At 67.8% G+C, this 19,046-nt stretch carries 12 protein-coding genes; 6 read left to right on the forward strand and 6 right to left on the reverse strand.

Annotated features, from left to right (window positions below):
- Positions 1-37 precede the first annotated feature (37 nt).
- From IEZ09_RS10010 to IEZ09_RS10035, 6 genes are all read left to right on the forward strand, one after another.
- Positions 38-1,228, forward strand: a complete 1,191-nt coding sequence (locus IEZ09_RS10010; RefSeq protein ID WP_189253346.1) for a glycoside hydrolase family 5 protein — start codon at positions 38-40, stop codon at positions 1,226-1,228.
- A 171-nt stretch (positions 1,229-1,399) separates the two neighbouring features.
- On the forward strand, positions 1,400-2,482 hold the full coding sequence (gene chvE, locus IEZ09_RS10015) for a multiple monosaccharide ABC transporter substrate-binding protein (protein WP_189253347.1): 1,083 nt from the start codon (positions 1,400-1,402) through the stop codon (positions 2,480-2,482).
- Positions 2,483-2,509: 27 nt separating this feature from the next.
- Positions 2,510-4,015 (forward strand): multiple monosaccharide ABC transporter ATP-binding protein, encoded by a 1,506-nt coding sequence (mmsA, locus tag IEZ09_RS10020; RefSeq protein WP_301325606.1) that lies wholly within the window; start codon positions 2,510-2,512, stop codon positions 4,013-4,015.
- On the forward strand, positions 4,012-5,226 hold the full coding sequence (gene mmsB / locus IEZ09_RS10025; protein WP_189253349.1) for a multiple monosaccharide ABC transporter permease: 1,215 nt from the start codon (positions 4,012-4,014) through the stop codon (positions 5,224-5,226). The genes mmsA and mmsB overlap by 4 nt, the downstream gene beginning before the upstream one ends.
- Positions 5,227-5,258: 32 nt before the next feature.
- Positions 5,259-8,351, forward strand: a complete 3,093-nt coding sequence (locus tag IEZ09_RS10030; protein ID WP_189253350.1) for a family 43 glycosylhydrolase — start codon at positions 5,259-5,261, stop codon at positions 8,349-8,351.
- Between the two features lie 157 nt (positions 8,352-8,508).
- Positions 8,509-9,390, forward strand: coding sequence for a cellulose binding domain-containing protein (locus IEZ09_RS10035; protein ID WP_189253351.1), 882 nt, complete (start codon positions 8,509-8,511; stop codon positions 9,388-9,390).
- On the opposite strand, the gene mmuM is transcribed toward IEZ09_RS10035, so the two are convergent.
- The 6 genes from mmuM to IEZ09_RS10065 all read right to left on the reverse strand — a co-directional run bounded on the left by mmuM (position 9,379) and on the right by IEZ09_RS10065 (position 18,820).
- On the reverse strand, positions 9,379-10,263 hold the full coding sequence (gene mmuM / locus IEZ09_RS10040) for a homocysteine S-methyltransferase (protein ID WP_301325607.1): 885 nt from the start codon (positions 10,261-10,263) through the stop codon (positions 9,379-9,381). The genes IEZ09_RS10035 and mmuM overlap by 12 nt on opposite strands.
- Before the next feature lie 22 nt (positions 10,264-10,285).
- Positions 10,286-11,320, reverse strand: a complete 1,035-nt coding sequence (locus tag IEZ09_RS10045) for a LacI family DNA-binding transcriptional regulator (RefSeq protein WP_189253352.1) — start codon at positions 11,318-11,320, stop codon at positions 10,286-10,288.
- 238 nt (positions 11,321-11,558) lie between these two features.
- Positions 11,559-12,893, reverse strand: a complete 1,335-nt coding sequence (locus IEZ09_RS10050) for an endo-1,4-beta-xylanase (RefSeq protein ID WP_229812412.1) — start codon at positions 12,891-12,893, stop codon at positions 11,559-11,561.
- Positions 12,894-12,906: 13 nt separating this feature from the next.
- Positions 12,907-14,634, reverse strand: coding sequence for a glycoside hydrolase family 6 protein (locus tag IEZ09_RS10055; RefSeq protein WP_189253353.1), 1,728 nt, complete (start codon positions 14,632-14,634; stop codon positions 12,907-12,909).
- Between the two features lie 47 nt (positions 14,635-14,681).
- Positions 14,682-15,932: a lytic polysaccharide monooxygenase gene (locus IEZ09_RS10060; RefSeq protein WP_189253354.1), complete on the reverse strand. Its 1,251-nt coding sequence runs from the start codon at positions 15,930-15,932 to the stop codon at positions 14,682-14,684.
- 11 nt (positions 15,933-15,943) lie between these two features.
- Positions 15,944-18,820, reverse strand: a complete 2,877-nt coding sequence (locus IEZ09_RS10065; protein ID WP_189253355.1) for a glycoside hydrolase family 48 protein — start codon at positions 18,818-18,820, stop codon at positions 15,944-15,946.
- Positions 18,821-19,046 lie beyond the last annotated feature (226 nt).

A 19,046-nucleotide genomic window follows, 5' to 3' on the forward strand; every position in this document is an offset into this window, starting at 1 on the left:
TCGGTACAAACCCCGCCGCTGAAGAGAGAGGAGCGCCATGACTCCCGGAAAACGAAGGTTCAGCGGCATTGCGCTGACCGTCCTGCTGACAGTCGCCACGGCCGTGACCGGCCCGGCGAACCAGGCATCGGCGGCCACCGCGGCGCAGATCGTCGCCGACATGGGCGCCGGCTGGAACCTGGGCAACCAGCTGGAGGCCAACTCGGGTGGCGTCCCGAGCGAGACGGCGTGGGGCCAGCCGACCGTCACGCAGGCTCTCATCGACAAGGTGAAGGCCGCCGGGTTCAAGACCATCCGGATTCCGGTCTCGTACCTGAACCACATCGGCTCCGGCCCGAACTACACGATCAACGCCGGCTGGCTGAACCGGATCCAGGAAGTCGTCGACTACGCCTACAACCGCGGCCTGTACGTGCTGATCAACATGCACGGCGACGGCTACAAGACCATCTACGGCGCCTGGCTGATCTGCGACGCGCAGAACCAGACGGAGATCAGGGCCAAGTACCAGAAGGTGTGGCAGCAGATCGCGACCAGGTTCGCGAACTACGACCAGCGCCTGATCCTCGAGTCGATGAACGAGAACTTCGACGGCCAGTGGGGCCGGCCGACCCAGCCGTGCTACTCGAACATCAACAGCTACAACCAGATCTTCGTGGACACCGTGCGCAGGGCGGGCGGCAACAACCCGTCCCGGTGGCTGCTCGTCCCCGGCTGGAACACCAACATCGACTACACGGCAGGCGACTACGGCTTCGTGCTGCCGACCGACCGGTACCGCTCCCCCTCGATCCCCAGCAGCGAGAAGCGCATCATGATCTCGGTCCACTACTACGACCCGTGGGACTTCACGGGCGAGGAGAGCACCAGGATCACGCAGTGGGGCCGGGGCTCGACCGACGCGTCGAGGAAGTCGACCTGGGGCCAGGAGGACTTTCTCGACGGGCAGCTGAAGAAGATGTACGACAAGTTCGTCAGGCAGGGATACCCGGTGGTCGTCGGTGAGTACGGCGCGATCGACAAGGCGTTCGCCGACTCCACGAACCCGCGGTACCGCGCGGACTACGTGCGAGCCGTCGCGGCCACCGCCAAGAAGTACGGGGCAGCCCCCGTCTACTGGGACAACGGCTACACCGGCCAGTACGGGTTCGGGCTGATCGACCGGCGGAGTCTCGCGATCACCCAGCAGGGCATGATCAACGCCATCAGGAGCGGCGCCGGCGCGTGACCGCTCGGTGTCGCCGCGGCCCTTGTCGCGGCGACACCACCCACGTCCGCGCAGGTCGGCCCAGGTCCGTGCAGGTGAAACCGGTTCCGCCCTGTGAGCGCTAACATCAATTTGGTCTCGGAGTTAACAAGACCTTGACGGAAAGATTGTTAGCGATAACACTCGCCGCCTATGAGGCTCCCGCACATCGCCGCCGCCGCGCTGGTTCTCACGCTGACAGCCTGCGGTTCGGCGGAGAAGACCATCGACAAGCAAGGCGGCTCGAACGAGGGCGCGCTCGTGGGCGTGACCATGCCGACCCGGTCGTCGGAACGGTGGATCCACGACGGCGACAACATCAAGAAGGCCCTGGAAGGCAAGGGCTACAAGGTCGATCTGCAGTACGCCGAGAACGACATCCCCACCCAGGCGAACCAGATCGAGAACCAGATCACCAAGGGCGCCAAGCTCCTGATCGTCGCCTCGATCGACGGCACCGCGATCACGTCGCAGCTGCAGCAGGCCGCGGACGCCAAGATCCCGGTGATCGCCTACGACCGGCTGATCCGGCAGAGCCCGAACGTCGACTACTACGCGACGTTCGACAACTTCAAGGTCGGTGTGGAGCAGGCGAACTCGCTGCTCGCCGGCCTGAAGACGCGCGGTGAGGGTCCGTTCAACATCGAGCTGTTCGCGGGCTCGCCGGACGACAACAACGCCACGTTCTTCTTCAACGGCGCGATGTCGGTGCTGCAGCCGCTCATCGACCAGGGCAAGCTCGTCGTGAAGTCCGGCCAGAAGGACTTCAAGACCGTCGCGATCCTGCGCTGGGACCCGGCCACCGCGCAGAAGCGCATGGAGGACATCCTCACCTCGACCTACGGTGGTGCGAAGGTCGACGGCGTCCTCTCCCCGTACGACGGCATCTCGATCGGCATCCTGTCCGCGCTCAAGAGCGGTGGCTACGGCGCCGCCGGTCAGGCCTACCCGATCGTGACCGGTCAGGACGCCGAGGTCGCCTCGGTGAAGTCGATCATCGCCGGTGAGCAGTACTCCACGATCCACAAGGACACCCGCAAGCTCGCCGAGGTCACCGTGACGATGGCCGACGCCGTGCTCAAGGGCGGCAAGCCCGAGGTGAACAACACCAAGGACTACGACAACGGCGTCAAGGTCGTCCCGTCGTACCTGCTGCAGCCCGTCCCGGTCGACAAGGCCAACTACAAGAAAGAGCTGATCGACACCGGTTACTACACCGCCGACCAGCTCAAGTGAGAAAACGTGTCTGACGAAATCCTGGTGATGCGCGGCATCACCAAGAGGTTCGCAGGGGTCACCGCGCTGCACGACGTCACGTTGAGCGTGCGGCGCGGTGAGATCCACGCGATCTGCGGAGAGAACGGCGCGGGCAAGTCCACGCTGATGAAGGTGCTGTCGGGCGTTCACCCGCACGGCACGTACGAAGGCGAGATCGTCTTCGACGGCGAGCCGTGTGCGTTCCACGGCGTGCGCGACAGCGAGCGGCGCGGCATCGTGATCATCCACCAGGAGCTGGCGCTGTGCGGCCAGCTCTCGGTGGCGGAGAACCTGTTCCTGGGCAACGAAAGAGCGCGGCGCGGGTTCATCGACTGGAACCGCACCAACCACGAGGCGCAGGCGCTGCTCGATCGCGTCGGTCTCCGCGAGAACCCCACCACGCCGGTCAACGACCTCGGTGTCGGCAAGCAGCAGCTGGTCGAGATCGCCAAGGCACTGTCCAAAGAGGTCAAGCTGCTGATCCTGGACGAGCCGACGGCGGCGTTGAACGACGACGACTCGCAGCACCTGCTCGACCTGCTGGACGGGCTGCGCGACGAGGGCATCACCTCGGTGATCATCTCGCACAAGCTCAACGAGGTCACCAGGATCGCCGACACCGTCACGGTGCTGCGCGACGGCAAGACCATCGAAACGCTTCCGGCACAGGGACTCAGCGAGGAGCGGATCATCGCGGGCATGGTCGGCCGCGACTTGGAGCACCGGTTCCCGCCGCGCACCCCCGACATCGGTGACGAGGTCCTGCGCATCGAGGACTGGACGGTGCACAGCCCGGCCCAGCCCGACCGCGTGCTCGTCGACCGCGCCACGCTCACGTTGCGGCGCGGGGAGATCGTCGGTCTCGCCGGGCTGATGGGCGCGGGGCGCACCGAGCTCGCGATGAGCGTGTTCGGCCGCTCGTACGGGGTCGGCATCTCCGGCCGGGTCGTGAAGGACGGCCAGGAGATCGACACCAGGACCGTGCAGGCCGCCATCCGCAACGGGCTCGCGTACGTCAGCGAGGACCGCAAGCGCTACGGCCTCAACCTCATCGAGGGCGTGCAGCGCAACGTCTCCGCCGCCGCGCTGGGCAAGCTGGCGAAGAACGGCTGGGTGAACGAGAACGAGGAGTTCTCGGTCGCGGAACGGTTCCGCCGCTCGATGGGCATCCGCACGCCCTCGGTGTCGACGCAGGTCGGCACGCTCTCCGGTGGCAACCAGCAGAAGGTCGTGCTGGCGAAGTGGATGTTCACCGACCCGGACGTGCTGATCCTCGACGAGCCGACGCGCGGCATCGACGTCGGCGCGAAGTACGAGATCTACTCGATCATCAACGATCTCGCCGCGCAGGGCAGGGCCGTGCTCGTGATCTCCTCAGAGCTGCCGGAGCTGCTCGGCCTGTGCGACCGGATCTACGCGTTGTCCGAGGGCCGGATCACCGGAGAGGTGGACCGGGCCGAGGCGACGCAGGAACGCCTGATGCAGTACATGACCCGAGGACAGAACTCATGACCACGAAGACCGCGCCCACTGCGGCCGCCGCACCGACGGCTCCCCAGAGCCGGCTCTCCATCAACCTGCGGCAGTCCGGCATCTACGTCGCGTTCGCACTCATCGTGGTGCTCTTCGCGTTCCTGACCGACGGTGCCCTGCTGCAGCCGCAGAACATCTCGAACATCATCGTCCAGAACTCCTACGTGCTGATCCTCGCGATCGGCATGATCCTGGTGATCATCGGCGGGCACATCGACCTGTCGGTGGGCTCGACGGTGGCGCTGACGGGCGCGATCTGCGCGGTGCTGACCGTCCACTGGGGACTGCCGTGGCCGGTGGCCGTGCTGCTGACGCTGCTGGCCGGCGCGCTCATCGGTGCCGCGCAGGGATATTGGATCGCGTACTTCGGCATTCCCGCGTTCATCGTGACGCTGGCGGGCATGCTGGTGTTCCGCGCGCTGACCCTCACGACGCTGGGCAACCAGGGCATCGGGCCGTTCCCGGACGAGATCCGCTCGCTCTCCAACGGTTTCACCGGCGGCTACCTCGGCAACGTCGGCCTCGGTCCGCTGGGCGGCGCCGACCTGGTGAGCCTGCTGGCCGGCCTGCTGTTCGTCGCCGGGTTCGCGTTGTCGCAGTGGCGCAAGCGGGCCGCCCGCCTGGGCTACGGCCAGTCCGTCGACCCGATGCCGCTGTTCGTGCTCAAGATCGTCGGTGTCGGCGTCGTCGTGATGGCCGTCGTGGTGCAGCTGGCGCGGTTCCGCAACCTGCCGTGGGTGCTGGTACTGCTCGCCGCGCTGGCGCTCGGTTACTCGTTGATGGCGAACAACTCCGTGTTCGGCCGGCACATCTACTCGATCGGCGGCAACCTGCAGGCCGCCACCCTGTCGGGTGTGAAGGTCAAGGCCGTCACGTTCTGGGTGTTCGTGAACATGGGCGCGCTGGCCGCGCTCGCCGGCGTCATCTTCGCCGGACGGCTCAACCAGGCCGGCCCGACCGCGGGCACGGCGTTCGAGCTCGACGCCATCGCGGCGGCCTTCATCGGCGGTGCCGCCGTGCAGGGCGGCGTCGGCAAGGTCGTCGGCGCGATCACCGGCGGCCTGATCATGGGCGTGATCAACAACGGGATGTCGCTGATCGGCGCTCCCAGTGAGCGCGTGATGCTCGTGAAGGGACTGGTCCTGCTCGCGGCGGTTGCCTACGACGTGTGGACCAAGAGAAGGGCCTGACACCCCCTGCAAATCGGAAGGCAGCAACAACGATGTTGTTATCCCTGCGCCGCCTCGGCGTCGTTCTCGCGGTGACGGCCGCGTTGGTCCCTGTTCCCGCCAACGCCGCCGAATCCGTGGTGAAGAGCGCCGCCGAGGCGTTGTCCGTGCCGAACATCGAGGACGTGCGCGGACACCTGACCCTGCCCACCACCGGTTCCGGCGACACCACGATCACGTGGACGTCGTCGAACCGGTCCGTGATCACCCCGACCGGTGAGGTCACCCGGCCCGCGACCGGCGCCAAGCCGGTCAAGGTCGTGCTGACGGCCAAGGTGAGCCGCGGTTTCCAGAGCACGACGAAGAAGCTGACGGCGACGGTCGCGCCGATGCCGGCCAAGGAACCGTTGGCGGGCTACAGCTTCTTCTACTTCACCGGTGAGGGCAGCCCGATCGGCGAGCAGATCTACGCCGCCGCCAGCAACGGCAACAACCCCCTCGACTGGACGGAGCTGAACAACGGCCAGCCGATCCTCAAGTCCAGCCTCGGTGAGCTGGGCGTGCGCGACCCGTTCATCCTCCGCTCCCCGGAGGGCGACAAGTTCTTCCTGCTCGCCACCGACCTGAAGATCAACGGCGGGCGTGGCTGGGACGCGGCGCAGCGCACCGGCAGCCGGTCGATCATGGTCTGGGAGTCGACGGACCTGAAGAACTGGTCGCGCCAGCGCAGCGTCCAGGTGTCGCCGCCCACCGCGGGCAACACGTGGGCGCCGGAAGCCTTCTGGGACGCCAAGCGCGGCACGTACGTCGTCTACTGGGCGTCGAAGCTGTACGCGGAGAACGACCCCAACCACACCGGCGACAGCTACAACCGCATGATGTACGCGACGACGCGTGACTTCGTGACGTTCAGCCCGGCGAAGGTGTGGATCGACCCCGGTTACTCCGTGATCGACTCGACGATCATCGAGGACAAGGGCACGTACTACCGCTACACCAAGGACGAGCGGAACAACACGTCGTCCACGCCGTGCAGCAAGTTCATCACCGCGGAGAAGTCGACCGACCTGCTCAACCCCAGGTACGACTTCGTGGCGGAGTGCATCGGCAAGGCGACCGCGACCAGCCCCGGGCTCTCCGCGGGTGAGGGGCCGACGGGCTTCAAGTCCAACACCGAGAACAAGTGGTACCTGTTCATCGACGAGTTCGGCGGCCGCGGCTACGTGCCGTTCGAGACGACCGACCTCGCGTCCGGCAAGTGGACGATGTCCACCGGTGCCCGGTTGCCCGCCTCCCCGCGCCACGGCACGGTGCTGCCGGTGACGCAGGCCGAGCTGAACCGGCTGACCGCTCCCCCGGCACCGGTCAAGGCGGACTCGAAGGGCCTCGTCGCGCACTGGCCGCTCAACGCCACGTCCGGCCAGGTCGCGGCGGACGCCACGGGCCACGGCTACGACGGCGTGCTCGCGGGCAACACCTCCTGGTCCGGCGGGGCGTTGTCGTTGAACGGCGGGCACGTCCAGCTGCCGAACAACATGCTGACCGGCGCCTCGGCGATCACGATGTCCGCGGACGTGCTGGTGGATCCGGGGCAGCAGACGCCGTACTTCCTCTACGGGTTCGGCAACACCGCCAAGGACGGGGTCGGCAACGGCTACCTGTTCAGCACCGGTGACACCTATCGCGGTGCGATCGCATCCGGCAACTGGACGACCGAGCAGGTCGCGAACTCCGGTCGTGCGTTGCCGCGTGGTGTCTGGAAGAACGTCACGCTGACCATCGGCAACGGTGTCGAGGTGCTGTACCTGGATGGTGCCGAGGTCGCGCGCAACAGCAACGTGACGATCAAGCCGTCGGACCTCGGCGGTGGCGTGACGGCGGCGAACTACCTGGGCCGCTCGGTCTACGCCGCGGACAAGACGCTGATCGGCAGGATGAAGGACGTCCGGCTCTACAACCGCGCCCTGTCGGGTGCGGAGGTCGCCGCGCTGCCGTCGAACAGCACGGTGATCTCGTCGGTCGAGCTGGCATCGCTCAAGGTGCCCGCGGTGATCGACTCGGCGGCGAACACGGTGGTGCTGCCGGTCAAGCCCGGCACGGACCTGCGCAGGCTCGCGCCGAAGTTCGGTCTCGCGCCCGGTTCGAAGATCACTCCGACCGGGACCGTCGACCTGCGCAAGCCCAAGAAGTTCGTGGTCACGAACTCCGCGGGCGACCGTCGTGAGTGGACGGTGGAGGCGCACGAGATGCGCAGCCCCGTGCTGCCGGGCCTGAACGCCGACCCGAACATCATCGCGTTCGGGGACACCTACTACATCTACGCCACCACCGACGGGTTCGACGGCTGGAGCGGCACGAAGTTCTCCGCGTGGTCGTCGAAGAACCTCGTCGACTGGAAGGACGAGGGCGTCATCCTCGACCTCGGCCCGGACGTGAGCTGGGCGGACAGCCGGGCCTGGGCGCCGACGATCGCCGAGCGCGACGGCAAGTACTACTTCTACTTCTGCGCCGACGCGAAGATCGGTGTCGCGGTGTCGGACTCGCCGACGGGCCCGTTCGTGGACTCCGGCAAGCCGTTGGTGGCGAAGAACCCAGGTGGTGGCCAGGCGATCGACCCGGCGGTGTTCATCGACAAGTCGGGCCAGCCGTACCTGTACTGGGGCAACGGTGAGGCCTACGTCGTGCCGCTGAACGCCGACATGGTGTCGTACGACCCGGCTCGCGTGACGCGGATCACCGGGCTCGACGACTTCCGCGAGGGCCTGTTCATGGTCGAGCGCACGGGCACGTACTACCTGAGCTGGTCGATCGACGACACCCGCAGCGAGAACTACCGCGTCGGCTACGCGACGGCCCCGAGCCCGCTCGGCCCGTTCACCAACCGCGGCCTGATTCTGCAGAAGGAGCCGAAGCTCGGCGTGCTGGGCACCGGCCACAGCTCGATGCTGCAGGTACCCGGCACCGACGACTGGTACCTCGTGTACCACCGCTTCGCCATCCCCGGCGGGGACGGCATGCACCGCGAGACCACGATCGACAGGATGCGGTTCAACCGCGACGGCACCATCGCACCCGTTGCGCCGACCCTGGAAAGCGTGGCTCCACAAAGGATCCGCCCACAGCACTGCCGGGCTCAGTACAACTAGTTCGCCGAGCTGTTCGACGCCGTTCGACTCGAACGGCGTCGAACAGCTCGTTTCATTGTTACAAGTGACTCTCGCGGTTGGGAAAGCGCTTCCCGCATTCCGGCACAGGGACGTACGGTCCACTCCCGGACAGGGAACGACCAGCACCGGGGGATTCTTGAGACCGTTCGGCCACCACCGGCCCATCCTGTACACGCCGTTCGCCGTGCTCGTCGTGGCCGCGTGTGCGACGAGCGCCGCGGAAACCCCCGCCGACACCCCGGCCGCGGTGACCTCGCCCCAGCACGTCACCGTCCTCCCACCGCCGCCAGAGACGGTCGAGGAGGTCGTCGACGGCAGGACCGTCGTGCTGTCGAACGGCGTGAAGGCCCGCGTGCTCGGCCTGGCGGCGCCAGGAGAGTGCTGGTCGGCGGCCGCACTGAAGTTCGCCAGAGACACCCTGCTCAGCAAGCCGGTGCGCTACAGCCGCGCCTCGGAGTCGGCCATCACGCTGCGCCTGGCCAACGACCACGACTACGCCTTCCTCGCCGTGAGCCAGGGCGCCGCCCGCGCCGAGAAGGACGACCCGGTCCTCACCGAGCCGGAGAAGTCCGCCGCAAAGGCGGGCCTCGGTCTGTGGGGCCCGCCGTGCAAGGGCCAGGACACCACACCGACGGCCGCTCCCCCGCCTCCGCCCGCGCCGACCACCAGCACTCCCCCGCCGCCGCCGGTCGAGAAGAAGGGCTGCGCGGTCACGTACCGCGTTGCGCGGGAATGGCCGGGCGGCTTCCACGTCGAGCTGATCGTCCGCAACAACACGGACAAGCCGTTCTCGCAGTGGAAGCTGTACTGGAAGTTCCCCAGTGGTCAGCAGATCAGGGAGACCTGGGGCATGACCGCCTACCAGCACGGCGCGGACGTGCTCGCGGTGAGCCAGGACGGGAACGGGTCGATCAGCGCGGGCGGGCAAGTGTCGTTGCGGTTCAACGGGGTCACGTCCGGACCGAACGTCGCGCCGACGACGTTCGTGGTGAACGGCGTGACCTGCTCACTCGGCTAGCGCGGCAGCGAGCACCCCGATCGCGTCCGGCCCGGTCCGGCAACACCCGCCCACCAGCCGGGCCCCGCGCTCCGTCCACTCCCCCGCCAGCGCGCCGAACCCGGTACCGTCACCGGTCCACGCACGCTCCGCCGCGTCCCACCGCTCCCCGCTGTTCGGATAGACCACCACGGGCAGCCCGGTGGCCTTCCGAGCCACGTCCACCGCATGCGCGACATCCTCCGGGGCACAGCAGTTCACGCCGACGGCCACGACCTCGTCGACGCCCGCGGCGACCGCGAACGCCTCCTCCAACGGCTGCCCGGCACACGTCCGGTCGCCGCGAATGCTGTAGGACAGCCACATCGGCACGCCACTGCCGCGCACGACGTCGACGACTGCCGACGCCTCGTCCACGTCGGGAATCGTCTCGACGGCGAGCACATCCGGGTCGGCCGAGACCAGCGTCTCGATGCGGGGGCGGTGGAACTGCACCAGTTCCTGCTTGCCGAGGCCGTAGTTGCCGCGGTACTCCGACCCGTCGGCGAGCATCGCCCCGTACGGGCCGACCGAGGCCGCGACCCAGCGCTGTCCGTCCACATCGGAGGCGGCCGACCTGGCCAGCGCCACGCTGGCGCGCAGCAGAGCCGAGGTCTCGTCGTGGCCGATGCCGTGCCGGGAGAAGCCCTCGTAGGTCACCTGGTAGCTCGCCGTGATCGCGACTTCGGCACCTGCCCGGTAGAACGCCAGATGGGCGGCGCGCACCGCGTCGGGGTCCGCGAGGAGCAACCTGCCGGACCACAGCTCGTCGGACAGGTCGTGCCCGGCCTGTTCCAGTGCGGTCGACATCCCGCCGTCCAGCACGACGACCCTGTGCGCCAAGGCGTTCGTCAGTTCCACCCCGGCGATTCTACGGTCAGCTGGAGGAGGCCGCGCCGTAGCGGGCCGCGGCGAGCTCCGGGGTGCTCACGCGCCGGGACAGCCGTGGCGGCAGCAACAGCAGCGGGGGGACGGCGCGGCCCTCGAGCTTGCCCACCAGGAGTTCCACCGCGTGCCGGCCCAGTTCGTCCACCGGCAGCCGTACCGACGTGAGCGGGGGCGAGACCTGTTCGGCGAGCTCGTCGGGGCAGATCGCGACCACGGCCACGTCGCCGGGCACCTTCCGCCCGCAGGCGCGCAGGCACGAGCTCACCCAGCCGAGCGCCGCGTCGTTGTGCACCACCAGTGCTGTCATCGCCGGGTGTGCGCGGAGCAGCGCCTGGACGGACCTGAGCACCGACTCGTAGTCCTCTTCCGTGGGCATGGCCGTCGTGGCGATGCCGCGGCGCATGGCGGCCGCGCTGAACCCGGCCATCGCCCGGTGGGCGAAACCCGTGTTGCGGCGGTAGACGGCGCTCGGGGCGCCGAGGAAGCCGATCGAGCGGTGGCCGAGGTCGGCGAGGTGGTCCACGCACTTGGCGCCCGCGGCCTCGAAGTCGAGGTCCACGCAGGTGAGGCCCTTCGTCGCCGCCGGGTGTCCGATGAGGACGGACGGCTTCGCGAGCTCCCGCAGCACGGGGACGCGGTCGTCGTCCATCTCCACGTCCAGCACCAGGAACCCGTCGGCCTGGGCGCCGTCCGCGGCCTTGCGCAGGCCGGGTGCACCGTCCTCGGCGGTCATCAGCAGCACGTCCATGTCGTGTCTGCGCGCGGCCGTCACGGCCGCCGTGACGAACCGCATCATCACCGGGAGGTGGAGACCCGCGCGCAACGGCAGCACGAGGCCGATCACGTTGGCCCGGCTGGAGCTCGACGCGCGCTCGCCCGCGTGCGGCTGGTAGCCGAGCGCCCTGATGCTCTCGCGCACCCGCGACTTGGTGTCGGCCGAGATCGACCGCTTGCCCGTCAGCACGTAGGAGACAGTGCTCGGGGCGACACCAGCGTGCCGTGCGACGTCCGCGATGGTGACCACACCGACCCCTCTCGCGAACCCACTTCACCTGCTGCGTTCCGCCACGATAGGGAGCACGTTCAGGTGAACTCAAGGGTCATGTTGGCGTTAACATTGTTTGCGAAACGTGGTCCAGACGAATTGTGTCGTCTGGAAACTTCCAGAACAGAAACTTTCCTGCAGCTCAGCCGAGTTCGCGCTCTCGCTCCGCGCCGTAGACCATGCCGACACGGAGCGTGAGCACGTTCACAGGTGACGATCAGCTGAAGGCCGTCACGAGTGCCTGGTAGGCAGGTTTGGGTGCGAACGCCGCGTCGAACGGCAGCGCCGCCCCCTCGCCCGGGAACACCGACGGGATCCACGAGTGCTTGTCGGACAGCGACCACGTGGTGATCCCGACGCACCGGCTCACCGCGAGACAGGCCCCGGCCACCGCGCCGTAGTCCGCGGCCTGGGTCGCGAGCTTCGCCGAGTCCGCCGGCAGCCTCATCCGCACGTCGAGCTCGGTGATCGCCACGTCCACGCCGAGATCCGCGAACCGTTGCAGGTTCTGCCGCATCGACGCGGGTACACCGCCGAGCAGGAGGTGCGACTGGAACCCGACGCCGTCGATCGGCACGCCCTGCTGCTTGAACGACTTCACCAGCTCGTACACGGCGTCGCTCTTCGCGCCGAGCCCGTCGGTGTTGTAGTCGTTGTAGTACAGCTTGGCGTCCGGGTCGGCGGCACGGGCCGCGCGGAACGCCTCGGCGAGGTAGCCGTCCCCGAGCTTCTGCTGCCAGAACGACTGGCGGCGCGTGCCGTTCTCCTCGAACGCCTCGTTCACGACGTCCCAGGCGAACACCTTGCCGCGGTAGTGGCCCGCGACCTCGCGGATGTGGTCGAGCATCGCCTGCCGCAGCTGGTCCGCGGGCAGGTCCTGGACCCACTGCGGGGTCTGGTTGTGCCACACCAGGGTGTGCCCGCGCACGCGTTGGCCGGCGGCGACCGCACCCGCCCAGATCCGGTCGCCGCCGGTGAACGTGAACTGGCCGCGAGAGGGTTCGGTGGCATCCCACTTCATCTCGTTGCCGACGGTGATGACACCGGCCTCGCGTGCGGTCAGGTCACGGTTCTGCGTGTCCTCCAGTTCTGTCACGGTCATCGCGCTGCCGAAGTACTTCCCCTTGGCGGCGGCCAGATCCCGCAACGGTTTGGTGCCGGGCGACGGCGCGTTGCACAGCTGCCCGTTGAGCCGGAACTCCGCGGGCGAGCTGTTCGCGCCGCTGTAGGAGGCGTTGAACCCCAGGCCGGTGAGCGTCGCACCGGGCGCGATGGTCCGGTTCCAGCTCATCGCGGTCGCCGACGTCTGGGTCCACGTGGCACCCCAGCCGGTGGTGATCCTCTGGTTGCCGGGGAAGGAGAAGGTGAGCGTCCAGCCGTCGATCGCGGTGCTCGAGGTGTTCGTGATGGACACCGCCGCGGTGAACCCGGAGCCCCAGTCGTTCGGCACGGTGTAAGCAACCTTGCAGGCATCGCCGGCCGCCGTCGCAGTGGGAGCTGCGACGGCGACGGTCGACGCCAGCACGAGCGACAGCACGTGCAGGAGTTTCATGACGGTCTCTTCCTCACAGTGCCGGGTAGGCGTTGCGCATGAGTTCCTGGAACTGTGCGGAGAACCACTTGCCGGACAGCGGGGCGTCCGGCAGTGCGCCCGACATGTTGTTGCCGTTGCGGATGTTGCCGGTGTAGGCCGGGTCGCACATCTTGTCCGCGCCCTTGCCCTCGTTGTTCGGGATCTCCTTGCTCGCGCCGTCGGACTCGCCCGGCGGCTTCATCCACACATACGCGTCGATCCCCGCCGCCGGCGCCGCCTTCGGCCGCTCACCCAAGCCGGCACCGGCCTGGTTGCACCAGTTACCGGTGTGAATACGCCGATCCAGCCGGCCACCGTTGACATAGGCGTCCACGCTCGTCTTCGGACCAGGACCCGCCGGGCGGGCGGCACCGCCCCAGCCGTTGCGGCTGGTGTCGATCAGCATGCCCACCCCCGGATCGAACCCCGCCTGCACCGCACGCTGCCGGAACGCCTGCGCATACGACTGCTCATCGACATACCGGTTCCAGTCCACCCACTTCGACTGACGCACCGAGGTGCCGTTCACCGAATCCTCGATCGTGAAATACGGCTCCTTCAACGCACCGTAGTTCGCGGTGTTGGCGATGAACCCGTGCACGTTCGCCTTCGTGCTCCCCGAGGCGTTCGCCGCCTGGAACAGCAACTCCGCGGTCGGGCCGAAGTTGTCGTCCCAGCCGATCCAGCCGTGGTGACCGATGTCGAGGTAGTTGTACACGTTCGGCACCGCACCCAGCTTCGCCAGCGCGTACCCGACACCGGTGACGTAGTTGCCGTTGGCCTTCATCACATCACACGCCGGCACCGCCGTCGGCCGCGGCGTCACGTTCGTCACCAGGTTCGGCAACGAGTCGATCTCCACCGTCGTCACGATCCGCAGATCCTTGTACGCCGGCTTGGCGAAAATCGCCGCGATCGGATCGATGTACTCCGTCTTGTACCGGCCGATCTCATCCGGCTTGAGCTCACCGTTGGACGCCAGCGCCGAACAGTCACGACCCGGCAGGTTGTAGATCACGAACTGGATCACCAGCGGCGCACCCGCCGCCTGCCGCACCGCCTCGTCCAGATGCCCCTCGATACCACGCGAGTCCACCGTGCCCGTGATCGCCGCGATCCGGTCGATCCACACCCCCGTCGGCTGATTCGCCACCCTGCTACCACCCGGCTCAGCCGCCGCCTTCGCCGACCAGTCCGGATTGACATACATCTTCGCGCCCACATACGGGTTGTCGACACGATTGCCCGGGTTCGGGTTGCCGGACGTCGTGGTCGTGGTCGTCGTGCTCGTCGGCGGCTGCTGGCCGGTGCAGACCGTGCCGTTCAACGTGAACGACGTGGGATCGACGTTGCTGGAACCGGTGTAGCTGCCGTTGAAACCGATCTCCGTCGACGCACCGGTGCCCAGATTCCCGTTCCACGACATGCTCGTCGCCGTCACGTTCGCGCCGGACTGCGACCAGGTCGCACTCCAACCCTGAGTCACCTTCTGGGAGCCGGGGAACGTGAACTTCAGCGTCCACGACGACAGGGCGTCACCGAGGTTCGTGATCTTCACCTTGCCGCCGAAACCGCCACCGCCCCAGTTGCTCGCGGTGTAGTCGACACGGCAACCGGGCGCCGCGCCCGCGGGTGCGCTCAGCGCGAACCCGACCGTGGCGACGGCGGTCGCGAAGGCCACGCCCGCCGATGCCCACCGCCTTCGTCCGATGAACTTCATTGTCCCGGATCTCCTGTCTTTCAACGATGTTCGATCTCGACGAGCTCTCATCCCGTGGAGCAGGCGGAACCGTTGAGCGTGAAGGACGCCGGGTCGGTCACCGCCCCGGTCGTGCCGGCGTTGAACCCGAAGGTCACCGAGGCGCCCGCCGGCACGTCGGCGTTGTACGACGCGCCCTTCGCGGTGGCTTTCCCGTTGACCACGGTGATCGTGGACGACCAGGCCTGCGTGAGCGTCTGGCCGGCCGGGAAGTCCCAGACGAGCTGCCAGGCCCGCACCGCGCCTGTGCCGGAGTTGGTGATCTTCACGTTGGCCGTGAAGCCGCCGTTCCACGTGCTCGGTCTGGTGTAGGACACCGAACACGCGCCGGTGGCGGCCGTGCGCACCGCGACGCCCGGCGAAGCCGGTGAGACGTTGCCCGCCGCGTCCAGCGCGACCACGGTGAAGGTGTAGTCGGTGTTCGCGGTGAGCCCCGTGACGGTGGCGGAGTTGGTGGCCGAGGTCGCCACCACCTGGCTGCCGTTCTGCACGCGATAGCTCGTGACGCCCTGGTCGTCCGTGGCCGCGGGCCAGTCGAGCTTCACCGAACTGCCGGTGATCGCGGACGCGACCGGTGTTCCGGGCGCGGTCGGCGGTTGCGTGTCGGGCACGCCGCCGCCGAACTGGACGTCGGAGCAGCTGTAGAACGCCTCGGGACTGTCGGAGCGCTGCCAGAGCGAGTAGATGATGTGCCTGCCCGACTTGTTGGGCAGCTTCGCCTGCCAGCTGTACTCACCGTTCGCCTGCGGCGGGTTGGTGATCTTGTCGAACGGCACCGGTTCGAGGTCGGACCACTTGAGCGGCTTGGTGACGTCGAAGCCGTCCTTGGTGACGTACTGCTCCCAGGTGCCGGGGTGTGGCGCCCACGCGTTGTACCGCAAGGTGACCGTCTGGTTGGCGGTCAGCCGCGTGACCGGCCAGTCAGCACGGGCGAGGTTGTACGCGTCGTACTTCGTGGTCGGGCCGCAGAGGTGCCCGTCCGGGATGATCTCCCGGTGCCGTCCGGCGGCGTTGCTGATCAGGTTGCCGAACCAGTCCCACAACGGCTGCTTGCCGCCCTGGGCCACGGCCGCGACGCACGCCGGGTTGGTGGGCTGGAGGTCGCCGCCACCGCCGCCGGCGCGACCGTCCTCGTAGCAGAGGTAGGTGCGGCTGCCGGGCCACACCATCGAGCCGTGCGCGAGGGCCGTGCCTTCGGTGTGCACGAGGACTGCGGCCGTGCAGGCGGCCACGGTGAAGAGCGCTAGGCGTTTCCTCATCTCGGTACTCCTCAGCCGAAGAGTTCGGTGTGCAGGGAGAAGGCGGTGGCGATCTCCGCCTGTGCCCAGAACCGGTGATAGGTGAAGGTCGGGGCGGGACCACCGTCCAGATAGGACTGCACCTTGGACCACTGCGGGTCGTTGCGGTACATCGACCGGATCGACAGGAACGTCGCGCCCTGGGCGATCTGGTCGCCGTTGGGCATCTTCCCGGTCCAGCCCGGCGGCACGTACGGACCCTCACCCGTCGACGCGTTGTACACGTCGTCGAACCGGTTGTAGTCCGTGCGCGTCTCCGGCGTCGCGATACCGAGGCTGTCCTGATGCGACAACAACGACGTCAGCAGCGCTTCACCCGTCGCCTTCGCCTGGGCGTGCCCCGACTTGGCCGCGTAGTTCAGCAGCACCTTGGCGTACGACGCCGCCACGCCCACGTCCTGGTTCTTGTTGACGACCCGGACCCGCAGGTTCGCGTTCGCGCCTGGATTCGACGCGTTCCACGTGTCGGGCGCGCCGGTCCACTCCAGGTCAGCGGGGATCTGGAAGTTCGTGCCGGTCGTGGTGTTCGCGAGCGCCCACGGCACCCACTTGTCCAGGATCTTCTTCGCACGGGCGTCGCCGGTCAGCCGGTACAGGGCTGCCGTGCGCTCCAGACCCCACACCTGGAAACCGAACCAGCGGTTCGACGGCGGGTCACGCCACACCGGGTGCGGGTCGTAGAACATGCCGTAGAACGTCGGCGTGCCCGCCGGAGGCGTGCCGTACTGGCCCTCCCACGAGTTCGTCACACCACCCGCGAGACCACCGTCGGCCGACTGCAACCACTGCAACAGCTCCATCTGCCGGCTCAGGCTGGTGGTCCAGTCCTGTTGTCCACTGGAGGACAACGGCTTGAGCGCGGGCACCGTGGACAGCGCGTACGCCGCGAGCGGGTTCTGGTAGCCCTGATGCGAGGCGCCGTCACCGATGCGCCACGCCCACCCGGCACTCGTGTCGGTCGCACCACCCCACGCGTAGTACCACGACATCAGGTAGTGCGCGCTGCTCTTGCCGGACCCGGCCGGGCAGGAGCTCGCGCCGACACAGTTGCCGATGCGCTTGAAGTACTTGTCGAACATGGCGTAGCGCAGGTAGTCGCCCATCTTCGCGGCCTTGCCGATCTCGCCGGAGATCTGCCCGGCCTTGCCCTGAGCGGTGGCCCACTGCTGGGCGAGCAACGCGACCTGGACGACGCGGGCGTCCGCGTCGGGTGCGTTGGTGTACTTCCATTGCTTGGCGTACGAGGAATCCTTGGTGAACAGGTCCAGGAACCCGTTCGGGCCACCGTGCTTGAACGTGTCACACGACGGCTGCGGGACCGTCTCCCACACCGACTCCGACGAACCACGCTGATACGTGTTGATGTACGACGGCGCGGTGGTGCCGTCACCACACCGGCCGAAGCCGTAGGTGTTGTCGACATCCAGCAGCCAGTGCATGCCGTAGATGTCATCCGTGCCGTACGCGGACTTCAGTTCGGAGGCGATCGGATCCGAGCCGACTGAGATGCCCGAGTCGAGCACGGCCGGGTAGCGGTCCATGCGCGGGTGCTCCGGCGCATAGGTCGCGGGCTTCGAGGCGTTGTACTTGTCGTTGGTCGGCTGGTCGGCCTTCGCCGGGATGATGAACTTCTCCATCGACGCCCACGCCGACTTGAACGGCGCCCAATCACCCGTCACCCGGCCATAGCTCGCCTCCAGCCACAGGTAGTAGCTGAACGCCTCCGACGTCGTCTGATGACCGTGATCCGGAGCCTCCACCATCAGCGTCTCCACCGAGTGGTACGGCACCAGCAGATCACCGAACCTGCGGAAATACCCGCTCGCCGGATCCTTGATCTTGTTGTACTGGTCCAGGAACGCCTTGCTGAAGTCCGAAGTGGACGAATCGATCTCCCGGACCGCGACCGAGGCAGGGGAATGGCCGGTCGCGCTCGCGGTGAAGGTCGCGGTCGCGAGGTCGCCACCGTTGTTCGCCGACGTGACGGTGACGGTCTGCTTCGCCGCGCTGGTGAACGTCAGCGTCGCGGGACTCACCGTGAGATCGGTGCTGCCCGTGCGCGCGATGGTCACGGTGACGGGCTGGGACGGTGCTGTCGCGAGCGAGACGTCGAACGTGGCCGCCTGCCCTTGCCTGACCGTGACTGTGCTCGGCGATGCCAGCACCGCGGGCCCGGCCAGCACCTTCACCACCACCGGCGCCGAAGTGGTGGCCGCACCCCGGTTGTCGGTCGCCCTCGCGGTGATCGGGTGATCACCCGCCGTCGGCGTCGTCCAACTGCCGGTGAACGGCGCGCTGGTGTCGGTCGCGATCAACTGGTCACCCGCGAAGAAGTCGACCTTCGCCACCGTGCCGTCGCTGTCCTGCGCCGTCGCCGCCAACGGAACAGTCGCGGGCAAGGTGTACGTGCTCCCCGCCGTCGGCGCCGTCAGCGCCACCGACGGAGACTGGTTCGGACCGGTGCACGCCACCCCGTTGACCGCGAAATCGGTCGGCGGCCGGTTCTGCGCACCCTTGCTGCCGTTGAACCCGACCTGCGCCGAACCACCGGACGGAATCGTCCGCGCCCAGTCCGGGTTCGTCACCGTCACCACCGCGCCGGTCTGGCTGAACGTGCCGTTCCACCCCTGCGTGACCCGCTGCCCGTCCGGGAACGTCCACGTGAGCCGCCAGCCGTTCAGCACGTCACCGTCGTTGCGGATCGTCGCCGTCGCGCCGAAACCGGTGCTCCACTCGTTGGTGACCTGGTAGGTGACAGTGCAGGCGACCGCAGCGGGTGCCGCCACCGCGGGCACTCCGCCGATCACCGTCACCGCCGCGATCGTCATTGCCACTGTTCGTCGAGTCATGCCGCCGCCTCTCGACTACTGGGAGCGCTCCCAGATTTCACGGCACTGTAACGTGGGCCACATCCGCCGACCGGCGGCACTGAAAGTAGTTCTTCAACCACACAGAGGTTGCAGTTGCGCCTTTCGGCGCAGGAGGCGTTGGTCCGCACGTTCCTCTTACCGCCCTCTTGCTACTCCCTTCGAGTGGAATTTCTGGGAACGTTCCCGGACCGCCGTCAGCGCGTGC

It is taken from the genome of Lentzea flava (assembly GCF_014648475.1).
Classification (GTDB): domain Bacteria; phylum Actinomycetota; class Actinomycetes; order Mycobacteriales; family Pseudonocardiaceae; genus Lentzea; species Lentzea flava.